Here is a 20927-nt window from a genome sequence, read left to right on the forward strand (position 1 = left end):
CAACATCCGGTACGCCCTCCATCCCCTTGTTTCGACTTTCGATTTGCTCAATTGCGAGGCACTTCTATATTGAGGGGGTGCTCTGAATTTCCTGCCTCTTGTTGAGCTTGACCCATGGCAACTACCGATCAACTGATCATCTGCGAGCACTGCGACAGCGTTTACCAAAAAGTCACGCTCGCCAAACATCAGAAAACCCTGTGTACGCGCTGCGGCGGCGTGCTTCAGCGCTATAACGGCCTCACGGTGGAGCAGCGTCTTGCGTTGACCTTTACCGCGCTCATGCTGTGGATTTTCGCCAATTTCTATCCCGTGATGAGCATCAGCCTCAAAGGCTCGAAGCACAGCGCCACCCTCTGGGACTCGGTGCTGGCCCTGAGCCTGGGGCCTATCACCTTCATCGCCATGGTGGCGGCGATCGCCATGATCATCGCGCCGATCTTCCAGTTGTTGCTGTTGATCTGGGTGCTGGGCTTCGCACTCTCCGGACAACGCTCACCCGGATTCAAGTTCTGCATGCGCTGGCTGGAAACCCTCAGGCCCTGGAGCATGCTTGAAGTCTGTTTGCTGGGCGCCATGGTCGCCGTGATCAAACTCGCCGGGCTGCTTGATGTGCTGCCCGGTATCGGGTTGTTTGCCCTGGCCGTATTGAGCCTGATGATGATCCGCATCGCCGGGCGCGACATCCGCGAACTGTGGGACATTGTATGAGCACGCCTCCGTACGCCGACGAGCTCAACCTGTGCCTGTGCCACACCTGCGGCCTGGCTTGCGACATGACTGACGAGCCTCACGAATGCGAGCGTTGCGGTGCGCCGCTGCACCGGCGCAAAACCAATTCGCTGACCCGCACCTGGGCCTACATGATCGCGGCCCTGGTGTTTTACATCCCGGCCAACCTGTTGCCGGTGATGAACACCGAAATGGTCGGCCACGGCGCCGACAGCACGATCATGAGCGGCGTGCTGGAGTTCTGGGAAGCCGGGGCCTGGGACATCGCCCTGATCATTTTCATTGCCAGTATCGCGGTGCCGGGCATCAAGTTCGTCGCCATCACCTTGCTGCTGATCACCGTGCAGCGCGACAGCGAGTGGGCACGTAAAGAGCGTTCGACGCTGTACCGCTTCGTCGAGGTCATCGGCTACTGGTCGATGCTCGATGTGATCGTGGTCGCCCTGGTGGCCTCGCTGGTGAAATTCCAGGCCCTGGCCGACATCGAGCCGCGCCCGGGCATTCTGTTTTTTGGTCTGGTTGTGGTGTTCACCATGCTCTCGGCAATGAGTTTCGATCCACGCATGATCTGGGATAAAGAGCGGGAAAACCCACACAATGAGGAGGTCACGGATGAAGTCGCAAGCCACTGACGGGCCGCAAGCCCCTGGGCAGGCACCGATCAAGACCCGCCGTTTCAGCGTTTCGCTGGTCTGGATCGTGCCCATCGTCGCGGTGCTGGTGGGTATTTCGCTGGTGGTTCACAGCATTCTGCAGCAAGGCCCGACCATCGTTGTCACGTTCAAGACAGGGAGCGGCCTGACGGCGAATAAAACCGAGGTCAAGTACCGTAATGTGGTGATTGGCCAAGTCTCGGATGTGGAACTGAGCGATGACCAGAAGAGTGTCAACGCCACCATCAAGCTGGCCAAGCAGGCCGAAAGCTTTACCCGCGAGGATTCGCAGTTCTGGGTCGTGCGCCCGCGCATTGGCGCGGGTGGCGTGTCCGGTATCGATACGCTGCTGTCGGGCGATTACATCGGTGCCGATATCGGCCAGGCCAACGGCCGGGCAAAACGCTTCACGGGGCTGGAAAACCCGCCGCCCATCACCTACGGCGAGCCAGGCAAGCGTTTCACCCTGTTCACCCAGGACCTGGGGTCGCTGGATATCGGCTCGCCGGTCTACTACCGCAAGATCCCGGTGGGCCAGGTGGTGGCCTACGCGCTGGACCCGGATGGCAAAGGCGTGAACATCGAGCTGTTCATCCACGCCCCCAACGACAAGTACGTTACCGAAAACACCCGATTCTGGAACGCCAGCGGCATTGACGTGAACGTCGGCGCCAACGGGTTTGCGGTGAAGACCGAATCGTTGTCCTCCCTGCTGGTGGGCGGCATTGCCTTCCGTGCACCCGACTACAGCCCAGGCGATAAACCGGCCGCTGCGGAGTACGCCTACGAACTGTTCGACGACCAGCAAACCGCCCTCGCCCCGCCAAACGGCAAGCCGCAGTACCTGGCCATGCGCTTCGACCAGGCAATGCGCGGGCTCAAGGTGGATGCTCCGGTGGAATTCCTTGGTGTGGAAATCGGCAAGGTGGTGTCGGTCAATCTGGATTACGACGAGAAGATTCGGTCCTTTCCGGTCAACGTCGGCATCGTGATTTACCCACAACGCCTGGGCAAGGCCCATGACAAGATGCTCAAGGCGCTCAATCATGACCCCAATGACGAAGCGGCTGGCGTACGCCTGATCGGCACCTTTATCGATAATGGCCTGCGTGCCCAGGCGCGCACGGGCAACTTCCTGACCGGCCAGTTGTACATCGCCCTGGACTTCTACCCCAAGGCAGAAAAAGTCGCTTTCGATGCAACGGCACGTCCGGTCATGATTCCGACCATTCCGGGCAGCCTCGAGCAATTGCAGGAAAAACTCGAAGCCATGGTCGACAAGATCAACAAACTGCCGATCGAGCGAATCGCCGGCAATCTCGATGGCAATCTTGTCGAACTGCGCAAGGGCATGGCGCAATTCAACGGCAAGATCCTGCCTGGCGTGCAAAGCACTCTGTCGGACTTCAGCAAGACGATGGAAACCGCCAATACGACCCTGCAATCCGCCGGTTCGACCTTGGCCGACGACTCGCCGCAACGGGAAAAACTGGGGCAGACCCTGGATGAACTGGGACGCACGTCGAGATCCTTGCGTGATCTTTCGGATTACCTGGGACGGCATCCGGAGTCGCTGCTTCGCGGCCGCCCGAACAATGCCGCGCCCATGGATCTGCAAGGGCCACCGCGCAATTGAGCACAGGAGCAACACCCATGGCTTTTCCGCTGAAGTTCACCGTGTTCACCGCGTTGTTGCTGCTCGCCGCCTGCCGCAGTGACCCGATTCAGTTCCACACCCTGACCCCGGCCCAGGTGGGCAATCATTCCACGACCACCGTCGGGGTGATTCAGATCGAGACAATAAGCTTGCCGCCTCAGGTCGATCGGGCGCAGATCGTCATTCGCGAGGGCAACAGTACCCTGGCGATCCTCGAAACCCATTGGTGGGGCGCAACCCTCGTGGAGGAATTGCGCAGTGCGCTGGCCGATCAACTGAGCAACAGTCCCGTACAGGGCAAGTATTCGGTACGGGTCGATGTGCAGCGTTTTGACTCTGTCCCCGGTCAATATGCGCTGATGGACGTGATATGGCGTCTGCGCAGTGCAGAGCCCGGCAACAAGGCACAGGTGATTTGCCGCAGCACCTTGCAAACGCCGTCAGGCGCGAGTGTCGATGAGTTGGTACTGGCCCAGCAAAACAATATCAAACGCCTGGCCGCGCTGATCAGCCAGGCGGCCACCCGACCACAGGCGAGCTGCCCTTCGTCCTGAAGGCCATCCATCGCCGGCAAGCTGGCTCCTGTGGGAGCTGGCTTGCCAGCGATGGTCGTTAACGATAACGCGTGTGACCTGGATAAACGCGGCGCGCTTGAGTCCATCACCAGCAAGCTGGCTCCTACAGTTTCGGCGTGGGCATGGTCCTTTGTGGGAGCTGGCTTGCCAGCGATGGTCGTTAACGATAACGCGTGTGACCTGGATGAACGCGGCGCGCTTGAGTCCATCGCCAGCAGGCTGGCTCCTACAGGTATTGCGTTATTGGTGTTTCCCGGGATTGCGCGAAGAACCTCTTTTTAGCGCTGCCATCCCACGCAAGAGTAAAAGATAACAATTTCCAGTAGTTGACTAATTACCTGCCACAACCCCCTCTGCAATTTTTTCACATTCTGTTCACCGTTCCGACACCTGCGCAGATTTAACTTGGGCTCCAGTTAATTCGCTGAACTTGGTTTCGGCGAAATTTTTTGTGCTGTTTCAGGTTTTGTTCAACAGCACTTTCCCTGGCGCTTCAATGGTGGACAAACTTGGTCGACTCCGTCTTGCGTAAACCGTCTTCGCGCCTGTCCAAATCGGTCGTGGCCATTAGCGCACTGACCATCGCCGTGCTGGTCACCGGCTTTGTCCTGTGGCCGAAATCCCCGAACAACCTGGCCGAGGAAGGTGCGCAAGCCCGGGCCCAACTGCTGCAACAATGGAACGCCGGCGAGATCGCGGTGCTGGTTCGCCATGCCGAGCGGTGCGACCGTTCCAGCAATCCTTGCCTGGGGCCGGCTGACGGCATTACCCGTGCCGGCAGTGAAGCGGCCGCCGTTGTCGGGCAAGGTCTGGCACACCTGGGTCTGTCGCAGACCGACATCCTGTCCAGCCCCGTTACACGCACTGTGCAGACCGCGCATTACATGTTCAACAGCGACCCTCGGACCCAGGAATGGCTGGCCACCTGCGGCACGACCCTGCGTAACGATGTCGTGGCGCACAAGGTGGCCCATCGCAACCTGGTGCTGGTGACCCACAGCGGTTGTATCGCGGACTTTGAACAGCAGACTGGCCTCAAACACGCGGCGAAGGACGCCGAGTACGGCAGCTCGTTGTTTGTCCACATCGATGGTAATGGGCAGCTGCAAGTGCTCGGCATTGTGAATGCCGAAGACTGGAATACTCTGCGACAAGAAAAAGACTGAGTCATTACTCAGCGAAAACTTTGGCAACAAGTTACTTCAAAGTTGACTGAATAACAGCTGAACAAACGGCGAGAAACATGAATGAACTTCTCGCCGTTCAATATCATCCCGCTTTTCTCTCTTGCAAGTTTGCACATCCTTCTTCAATCAGCCTTTTCAGCGCCAAGGTCAAGACATGACGTCAAATCAGCCACTGCCGGATTTTGTCGGCCATTCTTCCCGCCTGCTCGCACCAACGACACCTGCCAATGAGCGCTGGATGCTGTTCGCCCTGGTTCTGGCGTTCATAGCGTTCTACTTACTACCCCTGATGAGCCACGGCCTGTGGATTCCCGACGAAACCCGTTATGCGCAGATCAGCCAGGAAATGCTGCAAAGCGGGAACTGGATCTCGCCGCACTTCATGGGCCTTCGTTATTTCGAGAAGCCGATTGCCGGGTACTGGATGATTGCCATCGGTCAGGCAGTGTTTGGCGACAACTTGTTCGGGGTGCGCATCGCGTCGGCGCTGAGCACCGGGCTGAGTGTTTGGCTGACCTGGCTGATTGCCCGCCGGTTCTGGGGCGATCCGCGCAAAAGTTTTGCCTGCGCGCTGCTTTACATGAGTTTCGGGCTGATTGCCGGTCAGGCCGGGTATGCCAACCTCGACCCGCAATTCACCCTCTGGGTGAACTTGAGCCTGGTCTCCCTGTGGTTTGCCATCGACAGCCGCACCACGCGTGCCCGCCTGGTTGCCTGGGTGGTCCTGGGCATCGCCTGCGGCATGGGCTTCATGACCAAGGGCTTCCTGGCTTGGCTGCTGCCGGCGGTGATCGCCCTGCCCTACATGCTCTGGCAACGTCGTATTGGCGAGCTGTTGCGTTACGGGCCACTGGCTGTCGTGGTCGCCGCGGCCGTCTGCCTGCCCTGGGCATTGGTCATTCATTATCAGGAACCGGACTTCTGGAATTTCTTTTTCTGGAACGAACATGTACGCCGCTTCGCCGCCGACAATGCGCAACACGCCCGTCCGTGGTGGTTCTACCTGCCGATGCTGGTCGTTTCTGTCCTGCCCTGGGCTGTGTTGTTACCAACAACCCTCATCCAGGCCTGGAATAACAAGCGTCAGCCCGTCAGCGGTTTTCTCCTGCTCTGGTTGTTGTTGCCATTGGCGATTTTCAGCATGAGCAGCGGCAAGTTGCCAACCTACATCATGCCGTGCCTGTTGCCGCTGGCGCTGCTGATGGGGGATGCCCTGACTCGCCTGCTGCAACAGGCACGGGGACGGACGATTCGCTTCAACGGATGGCTCAACGTCGTCATTGCCACGACGGCCCTGACGGCCTTGCTGTACCTGCAACTGAGCAAAGAGATCTTCGAAAATACCGAGATGTTCAGCCTGTCCCTGGCATTCATCGTATTGCTGGGCTGGATCATCGCCAACGCCCTGCAAATCCTGCGGCCATTGACGTTATGGGCGATGCCGGCCCTCGGCATCTGGCTGCTGGTGGCGCTGCTACCCGCCGCCATGCCGGCTCAGATCGTCGACAGCAAGATGCCCGACCGGTTTATCTCCGAACACCTGGACAGCCTGAACCAGACCACCACGCTGCTGAGCAATGACCTGGGGGCAGCTTCGGCCATGTCGTGGCTGACCCGGCGACCGGAAGTAGCGCTCTACAACGTCGCCGGTGAAATGAAATACGGCCTCCAGGATCCCGCTGCCGCCGAACGCAAGGTGACCCTGCAAGATATCGGGCAATGGATGGCCGAGGCGCGCAAGAAAGGCTCGGTCGGGGTGGTAATGCGGGTCAACAGCGTCGATGAGGTTCAGGAGGTCGAGGCACTACCTGCCGACGGCACGCGTTATCAGCGCGGCAATATGCAGGTCCTGATCTTCCCGCCAATCCAGCCCTGACAGGCAGGCCAGAAAAAGGACCGCAAGGCCTCTGCCCTACGCTCCCCCGGTGGAGCCGTTGACGATGGGTGGAAGCGGCTGAACCCGTTCCCCGGCACGCCGGCAATCACCGAGCTATCCTTTCGCAACCCCGATGAACGCCACGCGGGGCCAGCAGCAACTGGCATCGGGTGATTGAAAAAGACAGTCGGGGGCAGCGTCCTATCCTGATCGACGACATCGTTTAATCGACGAGTCGCACCACGGCTGGCACACTGCTGCTAATCTGAATGACAATTACATGTATTAACGGTTTTTTTGACGTTATTTTCTCATTTGGATCTCTACATTTCCCGCAACTCAAAAGACATGCAAATGATTCGCATTGGTTAACTGGCGTTTCAATGCGCATGACTTTCAAAAAATGCACCAGGAGCAGCCCGCAGAATGATTCCCAAAATCCCTTCGTTCTTGAAAAAAGCCCTGCTGGCCACCGCGTTGCTGAGCGCTGGCCAGGCCTATGCCGCTGACTCCGTCGGCCTCGTGGTGTACAACGCGCAACATGAAGGCCTGACCAAGGCCTGGGTCGAGGGTTTTACCCAGGAGACCGGTATCCCTGTCACTTTGCGCAACGGCGATGACACCGAAATGGGCAATCAGATCGTGCAGGAAGGTTCGTCCTCTCCGGCGGACGTATTCCTGACCGAAAACTCCCCGGCCATGGTGCTGGTCGACAACGCCGGGCTGTTCGCGCCTGTCGATAAAACCACGCTGGAGCAGGTTGACCCGGCCTACCGTCCGGCCCACGGCAAATGGGTCGGGATCGCCGCGCGTTCCACGGTGTTTGTCTACAACCCGAGCAAACTCTCGGAAACCAACCTGCCGAAATCGATCATGGACCTGGCCGACCCAAGCTGGAAAGGTCGCTGGGCCGCGTCGCCAGGCGGTGCTGACTTCCAGGCCATCGTTGCCGCCATCCTGCAACAAAAGGGCGAAGCCGCCACGCTGGAATGGCTCAAAGCGATGAAAACCAACTACACCAGCTACCGTGGCAATAGCGCGGTGCTCAAGGCGGTGAATGCCGGGCAGATCGAAAGCGGTGTGATCTACCACTATTACAGCCTGGTGGATCAGTCCAAGACCGGCGAAAACAGCAAGAACACCGCCCTGCACTATTTCAAGCACAAGGACCCGGGCGCTTTTGTCAGCATCTCCGGCGGTGGCGTCCTGGCTTCCAGCCAACACAAGGAACAAGCCCAGGCGTTCCTCAAATACATTACCGGCAAGGACGGCCAGGCGGTGCTGAAGAACGGCAAGTCGTTTGAATACGCTGTCGGCAAAGGCGCTGAATCCAACCCTAAACTTGTGCCTCTGAATCAACTCGATGCGCCGACTGTCGATGCTTCAAAACTCGACAGCAAAAAAGCCGTAGAGCTGATGACACAGGCCGGACTGCTCTAATTGATGCCTGAAACCCTGCCTGCGGAAGTCGCCGAGGCGACTCCCGCACAATTGCGTCGACGCTCCCGCGGACTATTCGCCGGGCGTGGCGGTGTATGGGTGATCGGTTTGTCGGTGCTGGTTTCGTTACTGGCACTGCTGCCGATCGCTTACGTTATTGGCGTGTCCCTGCAGACAGGCTGGTCAACCGTCGTGACCCTGGTGTTCCGCCCTCGGGTCGGTGAACTGCTGGTCAACACCGTGTTGCTGGTGCTGCTGACGATTCCATTGTGCGTGGCACTGGGCGTGACGCTGGCATGGCTGACCGAACGCACGAATCTGCCGGGGCGGCGCTGGTGGTCGTTGCTGGCCACCGCACCGCTGGCGGTGCCTGCGTTCGTTCACAGCTACGCCTGGGTCAGCCTGGTGCCACCGATTCACGGCTTGTTTGCCGGCGTCCTGGTCTCGGTCATCGCCTACTTCCCGTTCCTGTATTTGCCGGTGGCGGCCACGTTGCGCCGGCTCGACCCGGCCATCGAAGACGTCGCCGAGTCCATGGGGCTCAAACCCTGGAAAGTGTTTTTCCGTGTGGTGTTGCCGCAATTGCGCCTGGCGATCTGCGGCGGCGCGTTGCTGGTCGGCCTGCACCTGCTGGCCGAATATGGCCTGTACGCCATGATCCGCTTCGACACCTTTACCACCGCGATCTTCGACCAGTTCAAATCGACCTTCAACGGCGCAGCGGCGCACATGCTGGCCAGTGTGCTGGCGCTGTGTTGCCTGGCGATGTTGACGGCCGAATCCGCCGCCCGGGGTTCGGCACGATATGCTCGCGTCGGCTCGGGGAGCGCCCGGGAGCAACGGGTCGTGTGCCTGAAACCGGCATCCACCCTGCTCTCGTTGATGCTGCAAATCGTGACCTGCGCCCTGGCCCTGGGCGTGCCCTTGATCACCCTGGGCAAATGGCTGATCGCCGGCGGCGTGGAGGTCTGGGACACGAGCGAGTTGTTGCCTGCTTTGGAGCAAACCCTGCTGCTCGGCGTCGCCGGTGCAGCGCTGACAACGTTAGCGGCGATCCCGATTGCCTGGCTGTCGATCCGTTACCCCGGCCGAATGCAACGCGTGCTGGAAAGCTGCAACTACATCACCAGTTCCTTGCCCGGAATTATCGTGGCGTTGGCCCTGGTAACGGTCACGATCCATTTTGCCCGGCCGATTTACCAGACCACCTTCACCGTATTGCTGGCGTACCTGCTGATGTTTTTGCCACGCGCCCTGGTCAGCCTGCGCGCCGGCATTGCCCAGGCCCCGGTGGAACTGGAGAACATTGCCCGCAGCCTTGGCCGTTCGCCGGCCCAGGCACTGTGGCTGATCACCTTGCGCCTGGCCGCGCCGGGGGCAGCTGCCGGTGCGGCGCTGGTGTTCCTGGCGATCACCAACGAATTGACCGCTACCCTGCTGCTGGCCCCGAACGGCACGCGCACCCTGGCGACCGGGTTCTGGGCCATGACCAGCGAAATCGATTACGCTGCCGCGGCGCCCTACGCCCTATTGATGGTTGTGCTGTCGCTGCCGCTGACCGGACTTCTTTATCACCAATCGAAAAAAACGGCTGGCCGATGAACACTCTTGAACTCAATGCCCTCTACAAATCCTATGGCACCCATTGCGCGCTGGACAATGTCAGCCTGTCGGTGCCAAGCGGCAGCCGCACGGTCATCGTCGGCCCGTCCGGCTCCGGCAAAACCACTTTGCTGCGAATGATTGCCGGCTTCGAATTCCCCGATTCCGGACGTCTTTCGCTCAATGGCCAGACCCTGGTCGACGACACCCACGAAGTGCCGGCCCATCAACGCCTGATCGGCTACGTGCCACAGGACGGCGCCCTGTTTCCGCACATGACCGTGGCGGCGAACATCGGCTTCGGCTTGTCGACCAAGGGTTCTGAAAAACAACAGCGCGTCGCCGAACTGATGGACAGCGTGGCGCTGGACGCGAAGATGGCCGAGCGCTGGCCTCACGAATTGTCCGGTGGCCAGCAACAGCGCGTGGCCCTGGCCCGGGCATTGGCACAACAGCCACGGCTGATGCTGCTGGACGAGCCGTTCTCGGCGCTCGATACCGGATTGCGCGCCGCGATGCGCAAGATGGTCGCGCGGCTGCTGGAAGACGCGGGCGTCACCACCATTCTGGTCACCCATGACCAGAGTGAGGCACTGTCGTTCGCAGACCAGTTGGCGGTGATGCGCCAGGGTCGACTGGTACAGTCAGGGCATCCGCTGGACCTTTACCGCTATCCCGAAGACGAACAGACCGCCCTGTTCCTGGGGGATGCGGTGGTGATGCCGGCACGCATCGAGGCCGGTTGGGCTCATTGCGACCTGGGGCGGATCCCGGTCAACAACCACCGCAACAACAACTCGGCGCAGATCATGCTGCGCCCCGAACAACTGCAATTGACCAGTATCCTCCCCAGCGACCCGGAAGCCGGTGGTTGCCGGGCCGTGGTCACCGATCGGGATTTCAGCGGCAACACTTGCACGCTGACGGTCGAGCTCCAGTCATTGACCAGCGGCGAGCAACCGGGCCGCTCACTGCTGGTGCGCAGTTCCGGCATGTATGCACCACCCGCCGGCAGCGCGGTTCAGGTCTCGACCATTGGCCACGCCCACGTGTTGAGCGAGCTGTAATCGTTTACAGGTCGAAACGATCCACTGCCCGACGCCGCTCGTTATCGTCGCGCACATCGTAGTTGGCCGTGGTCTGGATGTTGCTGTGGTGTGCCAGTTTCTGCGCAATCGACAAGTCATGCTCTTCGATCACCCGGGTAATGAATGAACGCCGGAAGTCGTGGGGCATGATCTTCACCCCGACCTGCGCTCCCCGCTGCCGGGCGATGTAGTAGATCGCATGTTTGGTGATGCGCTCACGGGTGATGTGGCTGCCACGGCGGATGCGGTTGAACAGAAACGGATCGTCCGACTCGCCTTCCTTGAGCAACGAACGGCGCAGTTCAAGCCAGGCTTGCAGTTTGGCAAAGGCCCAGGCCGGCGCGTACTTGATCAACTGCTTGTTGCCCTTGGCGGTCACCTGCAGGCTGCGCTGGGTGAAGTCGACCTGATTCAGCTCCAGGTTCACCGATTCGGACTTGCGCATTCCCGAGCCGTACAAAATCCCGATGATCGCGGCATCCCGCAAGCCTTGTGGCCGCGGATCGGCGGCGCAGACGGCCATCAGCTCCTGGATCAGCGTACGCCTGAGGTTGCGCCCCTGGGACAGCCGTGAACCGGCGATGCCCTTCACCGAGCGCATCTTCAACAGGTGCTCCTGAGAGATCAGGCTCATGCGCCACGCTTCGTTCATTACCCCGCGCACCGCGTTGACATACAGTGAAGAGGTGTTCGGCGCATAGCCGTCTGAACGCAATGTGGCCACGAGTGCGATCACGTCTTCGGGCTGCAGGTTGTGCCAGGGTATCTCCTCGATATCGCAGTCTTCGAAGCCCAGGCGGTCGGCGGCGTCCTGCAGCACATAGCGCATGGTCAGCTGGCTGGAGGGTGCCAGTCGCGCCAGATACAGGGTCAGCGGATTGGTGAGAGATGTGCGTGGATCAGTACCAGGTAAGTCAATCAAACGAAACGGCCTTGAATGTAAACAGTTCAATGAAGCAACTAAGAAGAGAAATAACGATGATCTAAAAGACGCTACAGATGTAGGACTTTTCCTAACATTCGCGATAAACGGAAGAAGTCTGAACAGCGGCTTAATGGCCTTCAGATAAAATGATTCCCCAACCGTTTTTTCATGTTCCTTTCACAAAATCGGGCATAACCTCCTATAAAGTCGGCGCAACCCGAATGGACGTCCAACCTGCCGCCCACGGCGAAAAAAGTCAACCGATGCAGTTTTTTACCGCCAACCGGTAACTAGTTGATTTGATGCAAATTCTGTTTTAGCGTCTATGCTGATTTTTGGATCCCTTTTAGCCTCAAAGGCTATTTACGTTTTCAGCCCCAGAGGTGCCCATGAGTCAGGCGTTTCTCCCTTTTTCCCGTCCCAGTATCGGTGACGAAGAAATCGCCGCCGTCGAGCAAGTATTGCGTTCCGGGTGGATCACTACCGGGCCGAAGAACCAGGCACTGGAAGAACACTTTGCCAACTACGTCGGTTGCCGACACGCCGTGGCACTTTCCTCGGCCACGGGCGGCATGCACATCACCCTGCTGGCATTGGGCATCGGTCCCGGCGATGAAGTCATAACGCCGTCGCAGACCTGGGTGTCCACCGCCAACATGATCACCCTGCTGGGTGCCACACCGGTGTTCGTCGACGTCGACCGCGACACGCTCATGACCGACGTGGCCATGATTGAAGCCGCGATCACGCCGCGCACCAAAGCCATCATCCCGGTGCATTACGCCGGTGCGGCATTCGATCTCGATCCGCTTTACGCCCTGGCCGACAAACACGGCATTGCCGTGATCGAAGACGCCGCCCACGCCGCAGGCACGTTTTACAAAGGTCGTCACGTCGGCGCCAAAGGCACGGCCATTTTCTCGTTCCACGCGATCAAGAACATGACCTGCGCCGAGGGCGCCATGTTCGTCAGCGACAATGAAGCCCTGGCGTCCCGGGTGCGCATGCTCAAGTTTCATGGGCTGGGGGTTGATGCCTACGACCGCCTGACCCACGGCCGCAAGCCCCAGGCCCAGGTGGTCGAGCCCGGCTTCAAATACAACCTGGCCGATATCAACGCGGCCATTGCCCTGGTGCAACTGGAACGCCTGGACGAGATCAACGCCAAGCGCACTCAACTGGCCCAGGCCTACTTGCAGCGCCTGGAAGGTTTGCCGGTACAACCGTTGGCCGTCCCCGCTTATTCGCAACAACACGCCTGGCACCTGTTCATCCTGCGCATTGATGCCGAGCAGTGCGGGCTGGATCGCGAAGCGTTCATGAAAGCCCTTCAAGAACAGAATGTCGGCACCGGCATTCACTTCATTGCAACCCACCTGCACACCTACTACCGCCAGCGTTACCCCAACCTGTACCTGCCCAACACCGAATGGAATTCGGCTCGGCTGTGTTCGATCCCGTTGTTCCCCGACATGACCACCGATGATGTCCAGCGCGTCGTCGGCGCCATTGAAAACTGCATGGATAGAAGCCTTTGAGACCTTACCCAATCAACTTCGTGTCGATCGTCATTCCGGTCTACAACGAACAGGACAGCCTGCCGGAGTTGCTTCGTCGCACCGAAGCAGCCTGCCAGCAGTTGCACCATGCCTACGAAATCGTACTGGTCGACGACGGCAGCCGCGACGACTCCGCACAGATCCTGGAAGACGCCGCGTCCCGCGAAGGCAGCCCGGTGGTGGCCGTCATCCTTAACCGCAACTACGGCCAGCACGCGGCGATCATGGCCGGTTTCGAACAGTGCAAGGGCGATGTCGTCATCACCCTCGATGCCGACCTGCAAAACCCGCCCGAAGAAATTCCGCGGCTGATCGAACAGGCCGAACTGGGTTATGACGTCGTCGCGACGGTGCGCAACAACCGCCAGGACTCGGCGTTGCGCCGCTGGCCATCGAAGCTGATCAACCTCGCCGTGCAACGCTCCACCGGCGTGGCCATGAGCGACTACGGCTGCATGCTACGCGCCTACCGACGCACCATCGTCGACGCCATGCTCGCCTGCCGTGAACGCAGCACCTTCATTCCGATCCTGGCCAACAGTTTTGCCCGCCACACCACGGAAATCCTCGTGACCCACGCCGAGCGTGAACACGGCGATTCCAAGTACAGCCCGATGCGCCTGATCAACCTGATGTTCGACCTGGTCACCTGCATGACCACCACGCCCCTGCGACTGCTGAGCATCGTCGGCGTCGGCATGGCGGCCCTGGGCATGCTGTTCGCCATCGCCCTGGTCCTGCTGCGCCTGGTGTTCGGCGCCGGTTGGGCCGGTGGCGGTACCTTCGTCCTGTTCGCCGTGCTGTTCGTCTTCACCGGTGGGCAATTCATCGGCATGGGCCTGCTGGGTGAATACCTGGGCCGCATGTACAGCGATGTGCGCGCACGCCCGCGCTTCTTCATTGAAAAGGTGCTGCGCAGCCAGCCCGCCTCCCCCGCTTCCGTTGTCACCGTCGACGGCCTTACTTCCACTTCTTCAGATCAGGTTCCTTCATGAGTGCAAAAGCTGTTGTCTTCGCCTATCACGATATTGGCTGTGCCGGCATCGAATCCCTACTCTCCTCCGGTTTCGAGATCGCTGCGGTGTTCACCCACGCCGACGATCCGAAGGAGAACGCCTTCTACGGTTCCGTCGCGCAACTGTGCGCCCGCCACGGTATTGCCGTGCATGCACCGGAGGACGCCAACCATCCGTTGTGGATCGAACGTATCGCCAAGCTCGATCCCGACTACATTTTCTCCTTCTACTACCGCAACCTGCTGAGCGAGCCGCTGCTGGCCACGGCGCGCAAGGGCGCGTTCAACCTGCACGGTTCGCTGCTGCCGCGCTACCGTGGTCGCGCACCGGCCAACTGGGTGCTGGTGAACGGCGAAACCGAAACCGGCGTGACCCTGCACCGCATGGTCAAGCGTGCCGATGCCGGCGCTATCGTTGCCCAGCAAAAAGTCGCGATCGAGCGCAGCGACACAGCGCTGAGCCTGCACGGAAAACTGCGTACGGCGGCCGCTGATCTGCTGCGCGATACCTTGCCGGCGCTGCTGCAAGGCAAAGTCAGCGAAACACCACAGGACGAATCCAAGGCTACGGTGTTTGGCCGTCGCACGCCGGCTGACGGCAAACTGGTCTGGGCCAAGCCGGCCGAGGAACTGTTCAACCTGGTCCGCGCCGTGACCCAGCCTTACCCGGGCGCCTTCTGCGCGGTAGGCGAGCACAAGCTGATTGTCTGGAGCGCCGAAGTCGCCAAGGGCAACGAAGGCCTGACGCCGGGCCGCGTGATCAGCGTCGATCCGCTGCGCATCGCCTGCGGTGAAGACTCGTTGATCATCAACGCCGGCCAGCGCAACGACAACGGCCTGTACCTGAGCGGTCCGCAACTGGCCAACGAACTGGGCCTGGTGGACGGTTCCGTGCTGCGCGGTGCCGAATCCGGTCGTGCCCCGCGTCGCACCCGCGTATTGATCCTCGGCGTCAACGGCTTCATCGGCAACCACTTGTCCGAGCGCCTGCTGCGTGACGACCGCTACGAAGTCTACGGCCTGGACATCGGTTCGGATGCCATCGAGCGCCTGCGCAGCCACCCGAACTTCCACTTCGTCGAAGGCGACATCAGCATCCACTCCGAGTGGATCGAATACCACATCAAGAAGTGCGACGTGGTACTGCCGCTGGTGGCCATCGCCACGCCAATCGAATACACCCGCAACCCGTTGCGCGTATTCGAACTGGACTTCGAAGAGAACCTGAAACTGGTTCGCTACTGCGTCAAGTACAACAAACGCGTGATCTTCCCGTCGACCTCGGAAGTCTATGGCATGTGCCAGGACCCTAACTTCGACGAAGACAGCTCCAACCTGGTGGTCGGCCCGATCAACAAGCAGCGCTGGATCTACTCGGTCTCCAAGCAACTGCTGGACCGGGTGATCTGGGCCTACGGCCAGAAAGGCCTGAACTTCACCCTGTTCCGTCCGTTCAACTGGATGGGGCCGCGCCTGGACCGTCTGGATTCGGCCCGTATCGGCAGCTCCCGGGCGATTACCCAGTTGATCCTGAACCTGGTGGAAGGTACGCCGATTCGCTTGTTTGACGGTGGCGAGCAAAAACGCTGCTTCACCGACATCGCCGACGGCGTTGAAGCCCTGGCACGGATCATCGACAACGACAACGACGTCTGCAACGGCCAGATCATCAACATCGGCAACCCGGAAAACGAAGCCAGCATCCGTCAGTTGGGCGAAGAGTTGCTGCGCCAGTTCGAAGCTCATCCGCTGCGCCACAACTTCCCTCCGTTCGCCGGGTTCCGCGATATCGAGAGCAAGGCGTTCTACGGCACCGGTTACCAGGACGTATCGCACCGCAAGCCAAGCATCGCCAACGCCAAGCGCCTGCTGGACTGGACGCCAACCGTTGAGATGAGCGAAACCATCGGCAACACGCTGGACTTCTTCCTGCGTGAGGCCATGCTCGAAATCGCGGACAAGCGCTGATGCAGGCGGGACTGCGGATCGATGTCGACACCTACCGAGGCACCCGTGAAGGGGTGCCCCGGTTGCTGGAAATCCTTGATGAAGCCCAGGTCAAGGCGACGTTCTTCTTCAGTGTCGGGCCGGACAACATGGGGCGCCACTTGTGGCGTCTCATCCGTCCACAGTTTCTCTGGAAAATGCTCCGTTCCAATGCAGCCGGCCTGTATGGCTGGGACATTCTGCTGGCGGGCACCGCATGGCCTGGAAAACCGATCGGCCGCGACCTGGGGCACTTGATGCGGCAGGCTCGGGATGCCGGGCATGAAGTCGGCCTGCACGCCTGGGACCACCACGGCTGGCAAGCCAATGCCGGGCGCTGGAGTGATGCACAACTGGTCGACCAGATACGCCGTGGCGTGGACACCCTCAACGACATTCTCGGGGAAAAGATCACCTGCTCGGCCTCCGCCGGCTGGCGTGCCGATGAGCGTGTGATCGAGGCCAAGCAAGGGTTCGGCTTTCGCTACAACAGCGATTGCCGTGGCCAGAGCCTGTTCCAGCCGCGACTGGCCAATGGTTGCCTGGGCGCACCGCAAATTCCGGTGGACCTGCCGACCTTCGACGAGGTGGTCGGACCGAGCGTCGCCGCCAAGGACTTCAACAGGTTCATCCTGGACCGGTTCACTCCGGAAAAACTCAACGTCTACACGATCCATGCCGAGGTAGAAGGGATTCTGATGGCCAACGATTTCCGTCAACTGCTGAGCGATGCGCGTCAGCGGGACATCCGTTTTCAACCCCTGGGCGACTTGTTGCCCCAGGCCCCTGACAGTCTGCCGGTCGGCCGCGTGGTACGCGGTGCGCTCGAAGGTCGCGAAGGCTGGCTGGGAGTGCAAGGAGAATGAGCAAACGCTGGGCTTTGCCGTTGTTGCTGGCCATGGTGGCGCTGGCGTACCTGCTGCCACTGGGCAGTCATGGCTTGTGGATTCCCGACGAAACCCGCTACGCCCAGATCAGCCAGGGCATGCTCCTGAGCGGCAACTGGGTATCGCCGCATTTCATGGACGTACGCTATTTCGAAAAACCGGCGGCCGGCTACTGGATGATTGCCATCGGGCAGGCGCTGTTCGGCCAGAACCTTTTCGGGGTGCGCTTCGCCTCGGCCCTGAGCACCGGCTTGAGCGTGCTGCTGTGCTACCTGATCGCCCGCCGCCTGTGGAACGAACCGCGCAAGAGTTTCGCCTGTGCCTTGCTCTACATGAGCTTTACGGTCATCGCCGGGCAGGCCGGGTACGCCAACCTCGATCCGCAATTCACCTTCTGGGTCAACCTCAGCCTGGTCGCCTTGTGGTTTGCGCTGGACAGCGTCGGCCGCCGTCAACGGCTGGTGGCGTGGGCGGTGCTGGGTCTGGCCTGTGGCATGGGTTTCCTGACCAAGGGCTTCCTGGCCTGGTTGCTGCCCGTGTTGGTCGCCCTGCCCTGGGTGATCTGGCAAAAGCGCTGGCGTGAACTACTGGTCTACGGCCCGGTGGCGGTCGTGGTCGCCATCGCCGTCAGCCTGCCGTGGGCGCTCGCCGTGCACGCCCAGGAGCCCGACTACTGGCGGTTTTTCTTCTGGCACGAACACATCCGCCGTTTTGCCGGGGACGACGCCCAGCATAACGCACCCTGGTGGTACTACCTGCCGTTGCTGGTGGCTTTCAGCATGCCGTGGGTTGCCTTGCTGCCGCCCGCACTCAAGCAAGCCTGGCAAACCCGACGCCAGTCCGATATCGGGTTCCTGCTGCTGTGGCTATGGATGCCATTGATCTTCTTCAGCCTGAGCAAAGGCAAACTGCCGGCCTACATCCTGCCGTGCCTGTTACCCCTGGCCTTGTTGCTCGGCCATGCGCTGGCTGACCGATTGAAGCTCGAACAAGGCCGCCTGCTGGGCATCAACGGCCTGCTGAACCTGGTGGTGGGCGTGGTCACCCTGCTGGCCCTGGTTTACGTGCAACTGAAAAAGCCGATCTACGATCATGAACTGCACAACCTGGTGCTGGTGTTCATCGGCTTGATCGGCTGGATCATGGCCAACCTGCTGCAAGCCTTCCGCCCATTGCAGTGCTGGGCCGCCCCGGCCTTTGGAAGCCTGCTGTTCGCCGGCCTGTTGCCTGCCGGCCTGCCCAATTCCGTAGTCGCCAACAAAACGCCTGACCAGTTCATCCTCGATCACGCCCAGGAACTCGGCCAGAGCGCCAGATTGCTGAGCAACGACCTGGGCGCTGCTTCGGCCTTGTCCTGGCGAATGAAACGGCCGCACGTGGCTTTTTTCAACACGATAGGCGAATTGAAATATGGCCTTGCCTATCCTGATTCGCTTGAGCAGCGCGTCGACCCGGACCAGGTGCAACAGTGGATGCACGATGCCCGCCAGCAAGGCTCGGTCGGTGTGGTCATGCGGGTCAAGGGTGAGGAAGAGCTGCATGAACTCGAACAGTTGCCCAAAGAGGGCAAGCGCTATGAACAAGGCAACCTGGTGATTTTGATTATCCCGCAGGCGGCACCATGAGCCTGCTATTGCTACTGGTGGCCTGCCTGCTGACCTGCCTGGGCCAGATCGCCCAGAAATATGCGGTGGAAAGCTGGCGCGGCGAACCTTCCGGGTGGATGGACAAACTGCGCTCGCCCTGGCTTTGGCTGGCTCTGGCTGCGCTGGGCCTGGGCCTGCTGGTATGGCTGCTGGTGCTGCAACGCCTGGAAGTCGGGGTTGCCTATCCGATGCTGAGCCTGAACTTCGTGCTGATCACCCTTGTTGCGCGTTTCGTGTTCCACGAAACCATCGACCGCCGCCACTGGGTCGGTGTGGCATTGGTGATCGGTGGCGTGGCTCTGTTGGGGCAACACGCATGAACCGCAGGCGCGGCATCACCTTCGCACTGGGCAGCGTGTTGCTGGTCAGTGCCGCCCAACTGGGCATGCGCTGGAGCATGAGCCACCTGCCATCGCCAGAACAGTGGCTCAGCGCGCACATCGACCTGACAGCCGTTGCCGTGGTGCTCGTGGCCATCCTCGCCTACGCCTTGTCGATGCTGTGCTGGCTCGCGGCCCTGCGGGACCTGCCCCTGGGCCGCGCCTACTCGTTGCTGAGCATCAGCTACGCGCTGGTGTACCTGCTGGCCGCCAGTCTGCCGCTGTTCAGCGAAGCGTTCAGCCTTACAAAAAGCCTTGGCGTGGCATTGGTCATCCTCGGCGTCATTACCATCAATTCCCGACCTGCTCGTGCGCCCGAATTAAGGAGTGCCCCATGAAAATCAGTGTGTTTGGTAGCGGTTATGTTGGCCTGGTGCAGGCAGCGGTATTGGCGGAAGTCGGCCACGACGTGGTCTGCATGGACGTTGACGAGAAGAAAGTCGAACTGCTCCAACAGGGCCACGTGAGCATTTTCGAACCCGGCCTGGCCAGCCTGGTACGCGAAGGCCTTGACGCCAAGCGGTTGCAGTTCACCTGCGACGAAAAATTCGCCGTCCAGCACGGCGAGGTGCTGTTCATCGCAGTCGGTACTCCCTCCCGGGACGACGGCTCGGCGGACTTGCGCTACGTGATGTCGGTGGGCGAAGCCGTGGCGCGTCATCGCGAGCAACCGGCGATCCTGGTGGAGAAATCCACCGTCCCGGTCGGCACCGGCGACGCCTTGCGTGCACACATCGACAAATGCCTGCTCAGCGCCGGGCGGGTATTGCAGTTCGATATCGTCTCCAACCCGGAGTTCTTGAAAGAAGGTTCGGCCGTGGCCGACTGCCGGCGCCCGGACCGTATCGTCATCGGCTGTGAGCGCGATGAAGTGCGTGACGTGATGCGTGACCTGTACTCGCCATTCAACCGCAACCACGAACGCATCATGTTCATGGACCTGCGCAGCGCCGAACTGACCAAATACGCCGCCAACTGCATGCTGGCGACCAAGATCAGCTTCATCAACCAGATCGCCGAACTGGCCGAACACCTGGGTGCCGACATCGAATCGGTACGCCTGGGCATCGGCGCCGACTCGCGTATCGGCTACCACTTCATCTACCCCGGTTGCGGCTACGGTGGCTCGTGCTTCCCCAAGGACATGCGCGCCCTGATCCACAGCGCCGAAGAGGCCCATTGCTCCAGCGACCTGCTGCAAGCGGTGGAAGCCATCAACGAGCGGCAAAAGCACAAGCTGTTCGAGCGCATCAACGCGTTCTACAAGGGCGACTTGCGTGGCAAGACCTTTGCGGTCTGGGGCCTGGCCTTCAAACCCAATACCGACGACATGCGCGATGCACCGAGCCGGGTGTTGCTCGAATCGTTGTGGGCCGCCGGGGCGAATGTCCGCGCGTTCGATCCGGAAGCCATGCAGGAAACCCAGAAGCTGTACCCGGATGAGTCGAAACTGATGCTCATGGGGACGCCTGAGTCAGTCTTGTCCGGCGCCGATGCGCTGATCATCTGCACCGAATGGCAACAGTTCAAGGCGCCGGACTTCGAGTTTATCCGCCAACGCCTGAACGCGCCGGTGATCTTCGATGGCCGCAACCTGTACGACGCGGACCGACTGGCGCGCATCGGTTTTACCTACTTCCCGATCGGTCGGGGTGAGTCGCGCAAGTTGCCGATGCCTTACCAGCAATGGCTGACCGAATCAGTGGTCGCTTAAACGTC

18 protein-coding genes are annotated in these 20927 nt (G+C 60.5%); 17 read left to right on the forward strand and 1 reads right to left on the reverse strand.

The features are described from left to right. The first annotated feature begins 114 nt into the window (after positions 1 to 114). The 9 genes from CD175_RS06895 to CD175_RS06940 all read left to right on the forward strand — a co-directional run bounded on the left by CD175_RS06895 (position 115) and on the right by CD175_RS06940 (position 10789). A complete protein-coding gene (locus CD175_RS06895) occupies positions 115 to 711 on the forward strand; it encodes a paraquat-inducible protein A (protein ID WP_104448259.1) in 597 nt (198 codons plus the stop codon). Beyond that, the gene (locus CD175_RS06900; RefSeq protein WP_095967088.1) at positions 708 to 1364 is read left to right on the forward strand and encodes a paraquat-inducible protein A; all 657 of its coding nucleotides are present in this window, start codon (positions 708 to 710) and stop codon (positions 1362 to 1364) included. The genes CD175_RS06895 and CD175_RS06900 overlap by 4 nt, the downstream gene beginning before the upstream one ends. Continuing rightward, positions 1345 to 3021, forward strand: coding sequence for a PqiB family protein (locus tag CD175_RS06905; protein WP_104448260.1), 1677 nt, complete (start codon positions 1345 to 1347; stop codon positions 3019 to 3021). Before CD175_RS06900 ends, CD175_RS06905 begins: the two co-directional genes overlap by 20 nt. A gap of 17 nt (positions 3022 to 3038) precedes the next feature. After that, entirely contained in the window at positions 3039 to 3596 is a 558-nt protein-coding gene (locus tag CD175_RS06910; protein WP_104448261.1) for a PqiC family protein, read from the forward strand. 530 nt (positions 3597 to 4126) lie between these two features. Beyond that, positions 4127 to 4783 (forward strand): lipopolysaccharide core heptose(II)-phosphate phosphatase PmrG, encoded by a 657-nt coding sequence (gene pmrG, locus CD175_RS06920; protein WP_104448263.1) that lies wholly within the window; start codon positions 4127 to 4129, stop codon positions 4781 to 4783. Positions 4784 to 4958: 175 nt separating this feature from the next. Further along, positions 4959 to 6680: a lipid IV(A) 4-amino-4-deoxy-L-arabinosyltransferase gene (gene arnT, locus CD175_RS06925; RefSeq protein ID WP_104448264.1), complete on the forward strand. Its 1722-nt coding sequence runs from the start codon at positions 4959 to 4961 to the stop codon at positions 6678 to 6680. A 426-nt stretch (positions 6681 to 7106) separates the two neighbouring features. Continuing rightward, a complete protein-coding gene (locus CD175_RS06930; RefSeq protein ID WP_104448265.1) occupies positions 7107 to 8120 on the forward strand; it encodes an iron ABC transporter substrate-binding protein in 1014 nt (337 codons plus the stop codon). Between the two features lie 3 nt (positions 8121 to 8123). Beyond that, on the forward strand, positions 8124 to 9722 hold the full coding sequence (locus tag CD175_RS06935) for an ABC transporter permease (RefSeq protein WP_104448830.1): 1599 nt from the start codon (positions 8124 to 8126) through the stop codon (positions 9720 to 9722). Further along, entirely contained in the window at positions 9719 to 10789 is a 1071-nt protein-coding gene (locus CD175_RS06940) for an ABC transporter ATP-binding protein (RefSeq protein WP_104448266.1), read from the forward strand. The genes CD175_RS06935 and CD175_RS06940 overlap by 4 nt, the downstream gene beginning before the upstream one ends. 4 nt (positions 10790 to 10793) lie before the next feature. Here the strand turns inward: CD175_RS06940 and CD175_RS06945 are convergent, their stop codons facing one another. Next, a complete protein-coding gene (locus CD175_RS06945; protein WP_104448267.1) occupies positions 10794 to 11732 on the reverse strand; it encodes a site-specific integrase in 939 nt (312 codons plus the stop codon). A 392-nt stretch (positions 11733 to 12124) separates the two neighbouring features. Here CD175_RS06945 and arnB point away from each other — a divergent pair, with 392 nt between their 5' ends. Genes arnB through CD175_RS06985 form a run of 8 tightly spaced genes read left to right on the forward strand, consistent with a single transcriptional unit; the run spans position 12125 to position 20922 of the window. Further along, positions 12125 to 13273, forward strand: coding sequence for a UDP-4-amino-4-deoxy-L-arabinose aminotransferase (arnB, locus tag CD175_RS06950; protein WP_104448268.1), 1149 nt, complete (start codon positions 12125 to 12127; stop codon positions 13271 to 13273). Then, complete coding sequence (gene arnC, locus CD175_RS06955; protein WP_007974303.1) at positions 13270 to 14289, forward strand: undecaprenyl-phosphate 4-deoxy-4-formamido-L-arabinose transferase; 1020 nt, start codon at positions 13270 to 13272, stop codon at positions 14287 to 14289. The genes arnB and arnC overlap by 4 nt, the downstream gene beginning before the upstream one ends. Then, on the forward strand, positions 14286 to 16277 hold the full coding sequence (arnA, locus tag CD175_RS06960; RefSeq protein ID WP_104448269.1) for a bifunctional UDP-4-amino-4-deoxy-L-arabinose formyltransferase/UDP-glucuronic acid oxidase ArnA: 1992 nt from the start codon (positions 14286 to 14288) through the stop codon (positions 16275 to 16277). The genes arnC and arnA overlap by 4 nt, the downstream gene beginning before the upstream one ends. Beyond that, entirely contained in the window at positions 16277 to 17161 is an 885-nt protein-coding gene (gene arnD / locus CD175_RS06965; protein ID WP_104448270.1) for a 4-deoxy-4-formamido-L-arabinose-phosphoundecaprenol deformylase, read from the forward strand. Before arnA ends, arnD begins: the two co-directional genes overlap by 1 nt. Then, positions 17158 to 18807 (forward strand): lipid IV(A) 4-amino-4-deoxy-L-arabinosyltransferase, encoded by a 1650-nt coding sequence (arnT, locus tag CD175_RS06970; protein ID WP_104448271.1) that lies wholly within the window; start codon positions 17158 to 17160, stop codon positions 18805 to 18807. The genes arnD and arnT (CD175_RS06970) overlap by 4 nt, the downstream gene beginning before the upstream one ends. Beyond that, a complete protein-coding gene (arnE, locus tag CD175_RS06975) occupies positions 18804 to 19148 on the forward strand; it encodes a 4-amino-4-deoxy-L-arabinose-phosphoundecaprenol flippase subunit ArnE (protein WP_104448272.1) in 345 nt (114 codons plus the stop codon). Before arnT (CD175_RS06970) ends, arnE begins: the two co-directional genes overlap by 4 nt. Continuing rightward, a complete protein-coding gene (gene arnF / locus CD175_RS06980) occupies positions 19145 to 19546 on the forward strand; it encodes a 4-amino-4-deoxy-L-arabinose-phosphoundecaprenol flippase subunit ArnF (RefSeq protein ID WP_104448273.1) in 402 nt (133 codons plus the stop codon). The genes arnE and arnF overlap by 4 nt, the downstream gene beginning before the upstream one ends. Then, entirely contained in the window at positions 19543 to 20922 is a 1380-nt protein-coding gene (locus CD175_RS06985) for a UDP-glucose dehydrogenase family protein (protein ID WP_104448274.1), read from the forward strand. The genes arnF and CD175_RS06985 overlap by 4 nt, the downstream gene beginning before the upstream one ends. The last annotated feature ends 5 nt before the right edge of the window (positions 20923 to 20927 follow it).

The sequence above is a fragment of the Pseudomonas laurylsulfatiphila genome (assembly GCF_002934665.1).
GTDB lineage: Bacteria > Pseudomonadota > Gammaproteobacteria > Pseudomonadales > Pseudomonadaceae > Aquipseudomonas > Aquipseudomonas laurylsulfatiphila.

Bases quoted from the DNA above. Each gene is read 5' to 3' on its own strand.
- CD175_RS06900 (WP_095967088.1), top strand. From the start codon at position 708: ATGAGCACGCCTCCGTACGCCGACGAGCTCAACCTGTGCCTGTGCCAC.
- arnF (WP_104448273.1), top strand. From the start codon at position 19,145: ATGAACCGCAGGCGCGGCATCACCTTCGCACTGGGCAGCGTGTTGCTG.
- CD175_RS06905 (WP_104448260.1), top strand. From the start codon at position 1,345: ATGAAGTCGCAAGCCACTGACGGGCCGCAAGCCCCTGGGCAGGCACCG.
- arnE (WP_104448272.1), top strand. From the start codon at position 18,804: ATGAGCCTGCTATTGCTACTGGTGGCCTGCCTGCTGACCTGCCTGGGC.
- arnA (WP_104448269.1), top strand. From the start codon at position 14,286: ATGAGTGCAAAAGCTGTTGTCTTCGCCTATCACGATATTGGCTGTGCC.
- CD175_RS06940 (WP_104448266.1), top strand. From the start codon at position 9,719: ATGAACACTCTTGAACTCAATGCCCTCTACAAATCCTATGGCACCCAT.
- CD175_RS06935 (WP_104448830.1), top strand. From the start codon at position 8,124: ATGCCTGAAACCCTGCCTGCGGAAGTCGCCGAGGCGACTCCCGCACAA.
- arnD (WP_104448270.1), top strand. From the start codon at position 16,277: ATGCAGGCGGGACTGCGGATCGATGTCGACACCTACCGAGGCACCCGT.
- arnT (WP_104448271.1), top strand. From the start codon at position 17,158: ATGAGCAAACGCTGGGCTTTGCCGTTGTTGCTGGCCATGGTGGCGCTG.
- arnB (WP_104448268.1), top strand. From the start codon at position 12,125: ATGAGTCAGGCGTTTCTCCCTTTTTCCCGTCCCAGTATCGGTGACGAA.
- CD175_RS06930 (WP_104448265.1), top strand. From the start codon at position 7,107: ATGATTCCCAAAATCCCTTCGTTCTTGAAAAAAGCCCTGCTGGCCACC.
- CD175_RS06985 (WP_104448274.1), top strand. From the start codon at position 19,543: ATGAAAATCAGTGTGTTTGGTAGCGGTTATGTTGGCCTGGTGCAGGCA.
- arnT (WP_104448264.1), top strand. From the start codon at position 4,959: ATGACGTCAAATCAGCCACTGCCGGATTTTGTCGGCCATTCTTCCCGC.
- CD175_RS06895 (WP_104448259.1), top strand. From the start codon at position 115: ATGGCAACTACCGATCAACTGATCATCTGCGAGCACTGCGACAGCGTT.
- CD175_RS06910 (WP_104448261.1), top strand. From the start codon at position 3,039: ATGGCTTTTCCGCTGAAGTTCACCGTGTTCACCGCGTTGTTGCTGCTC.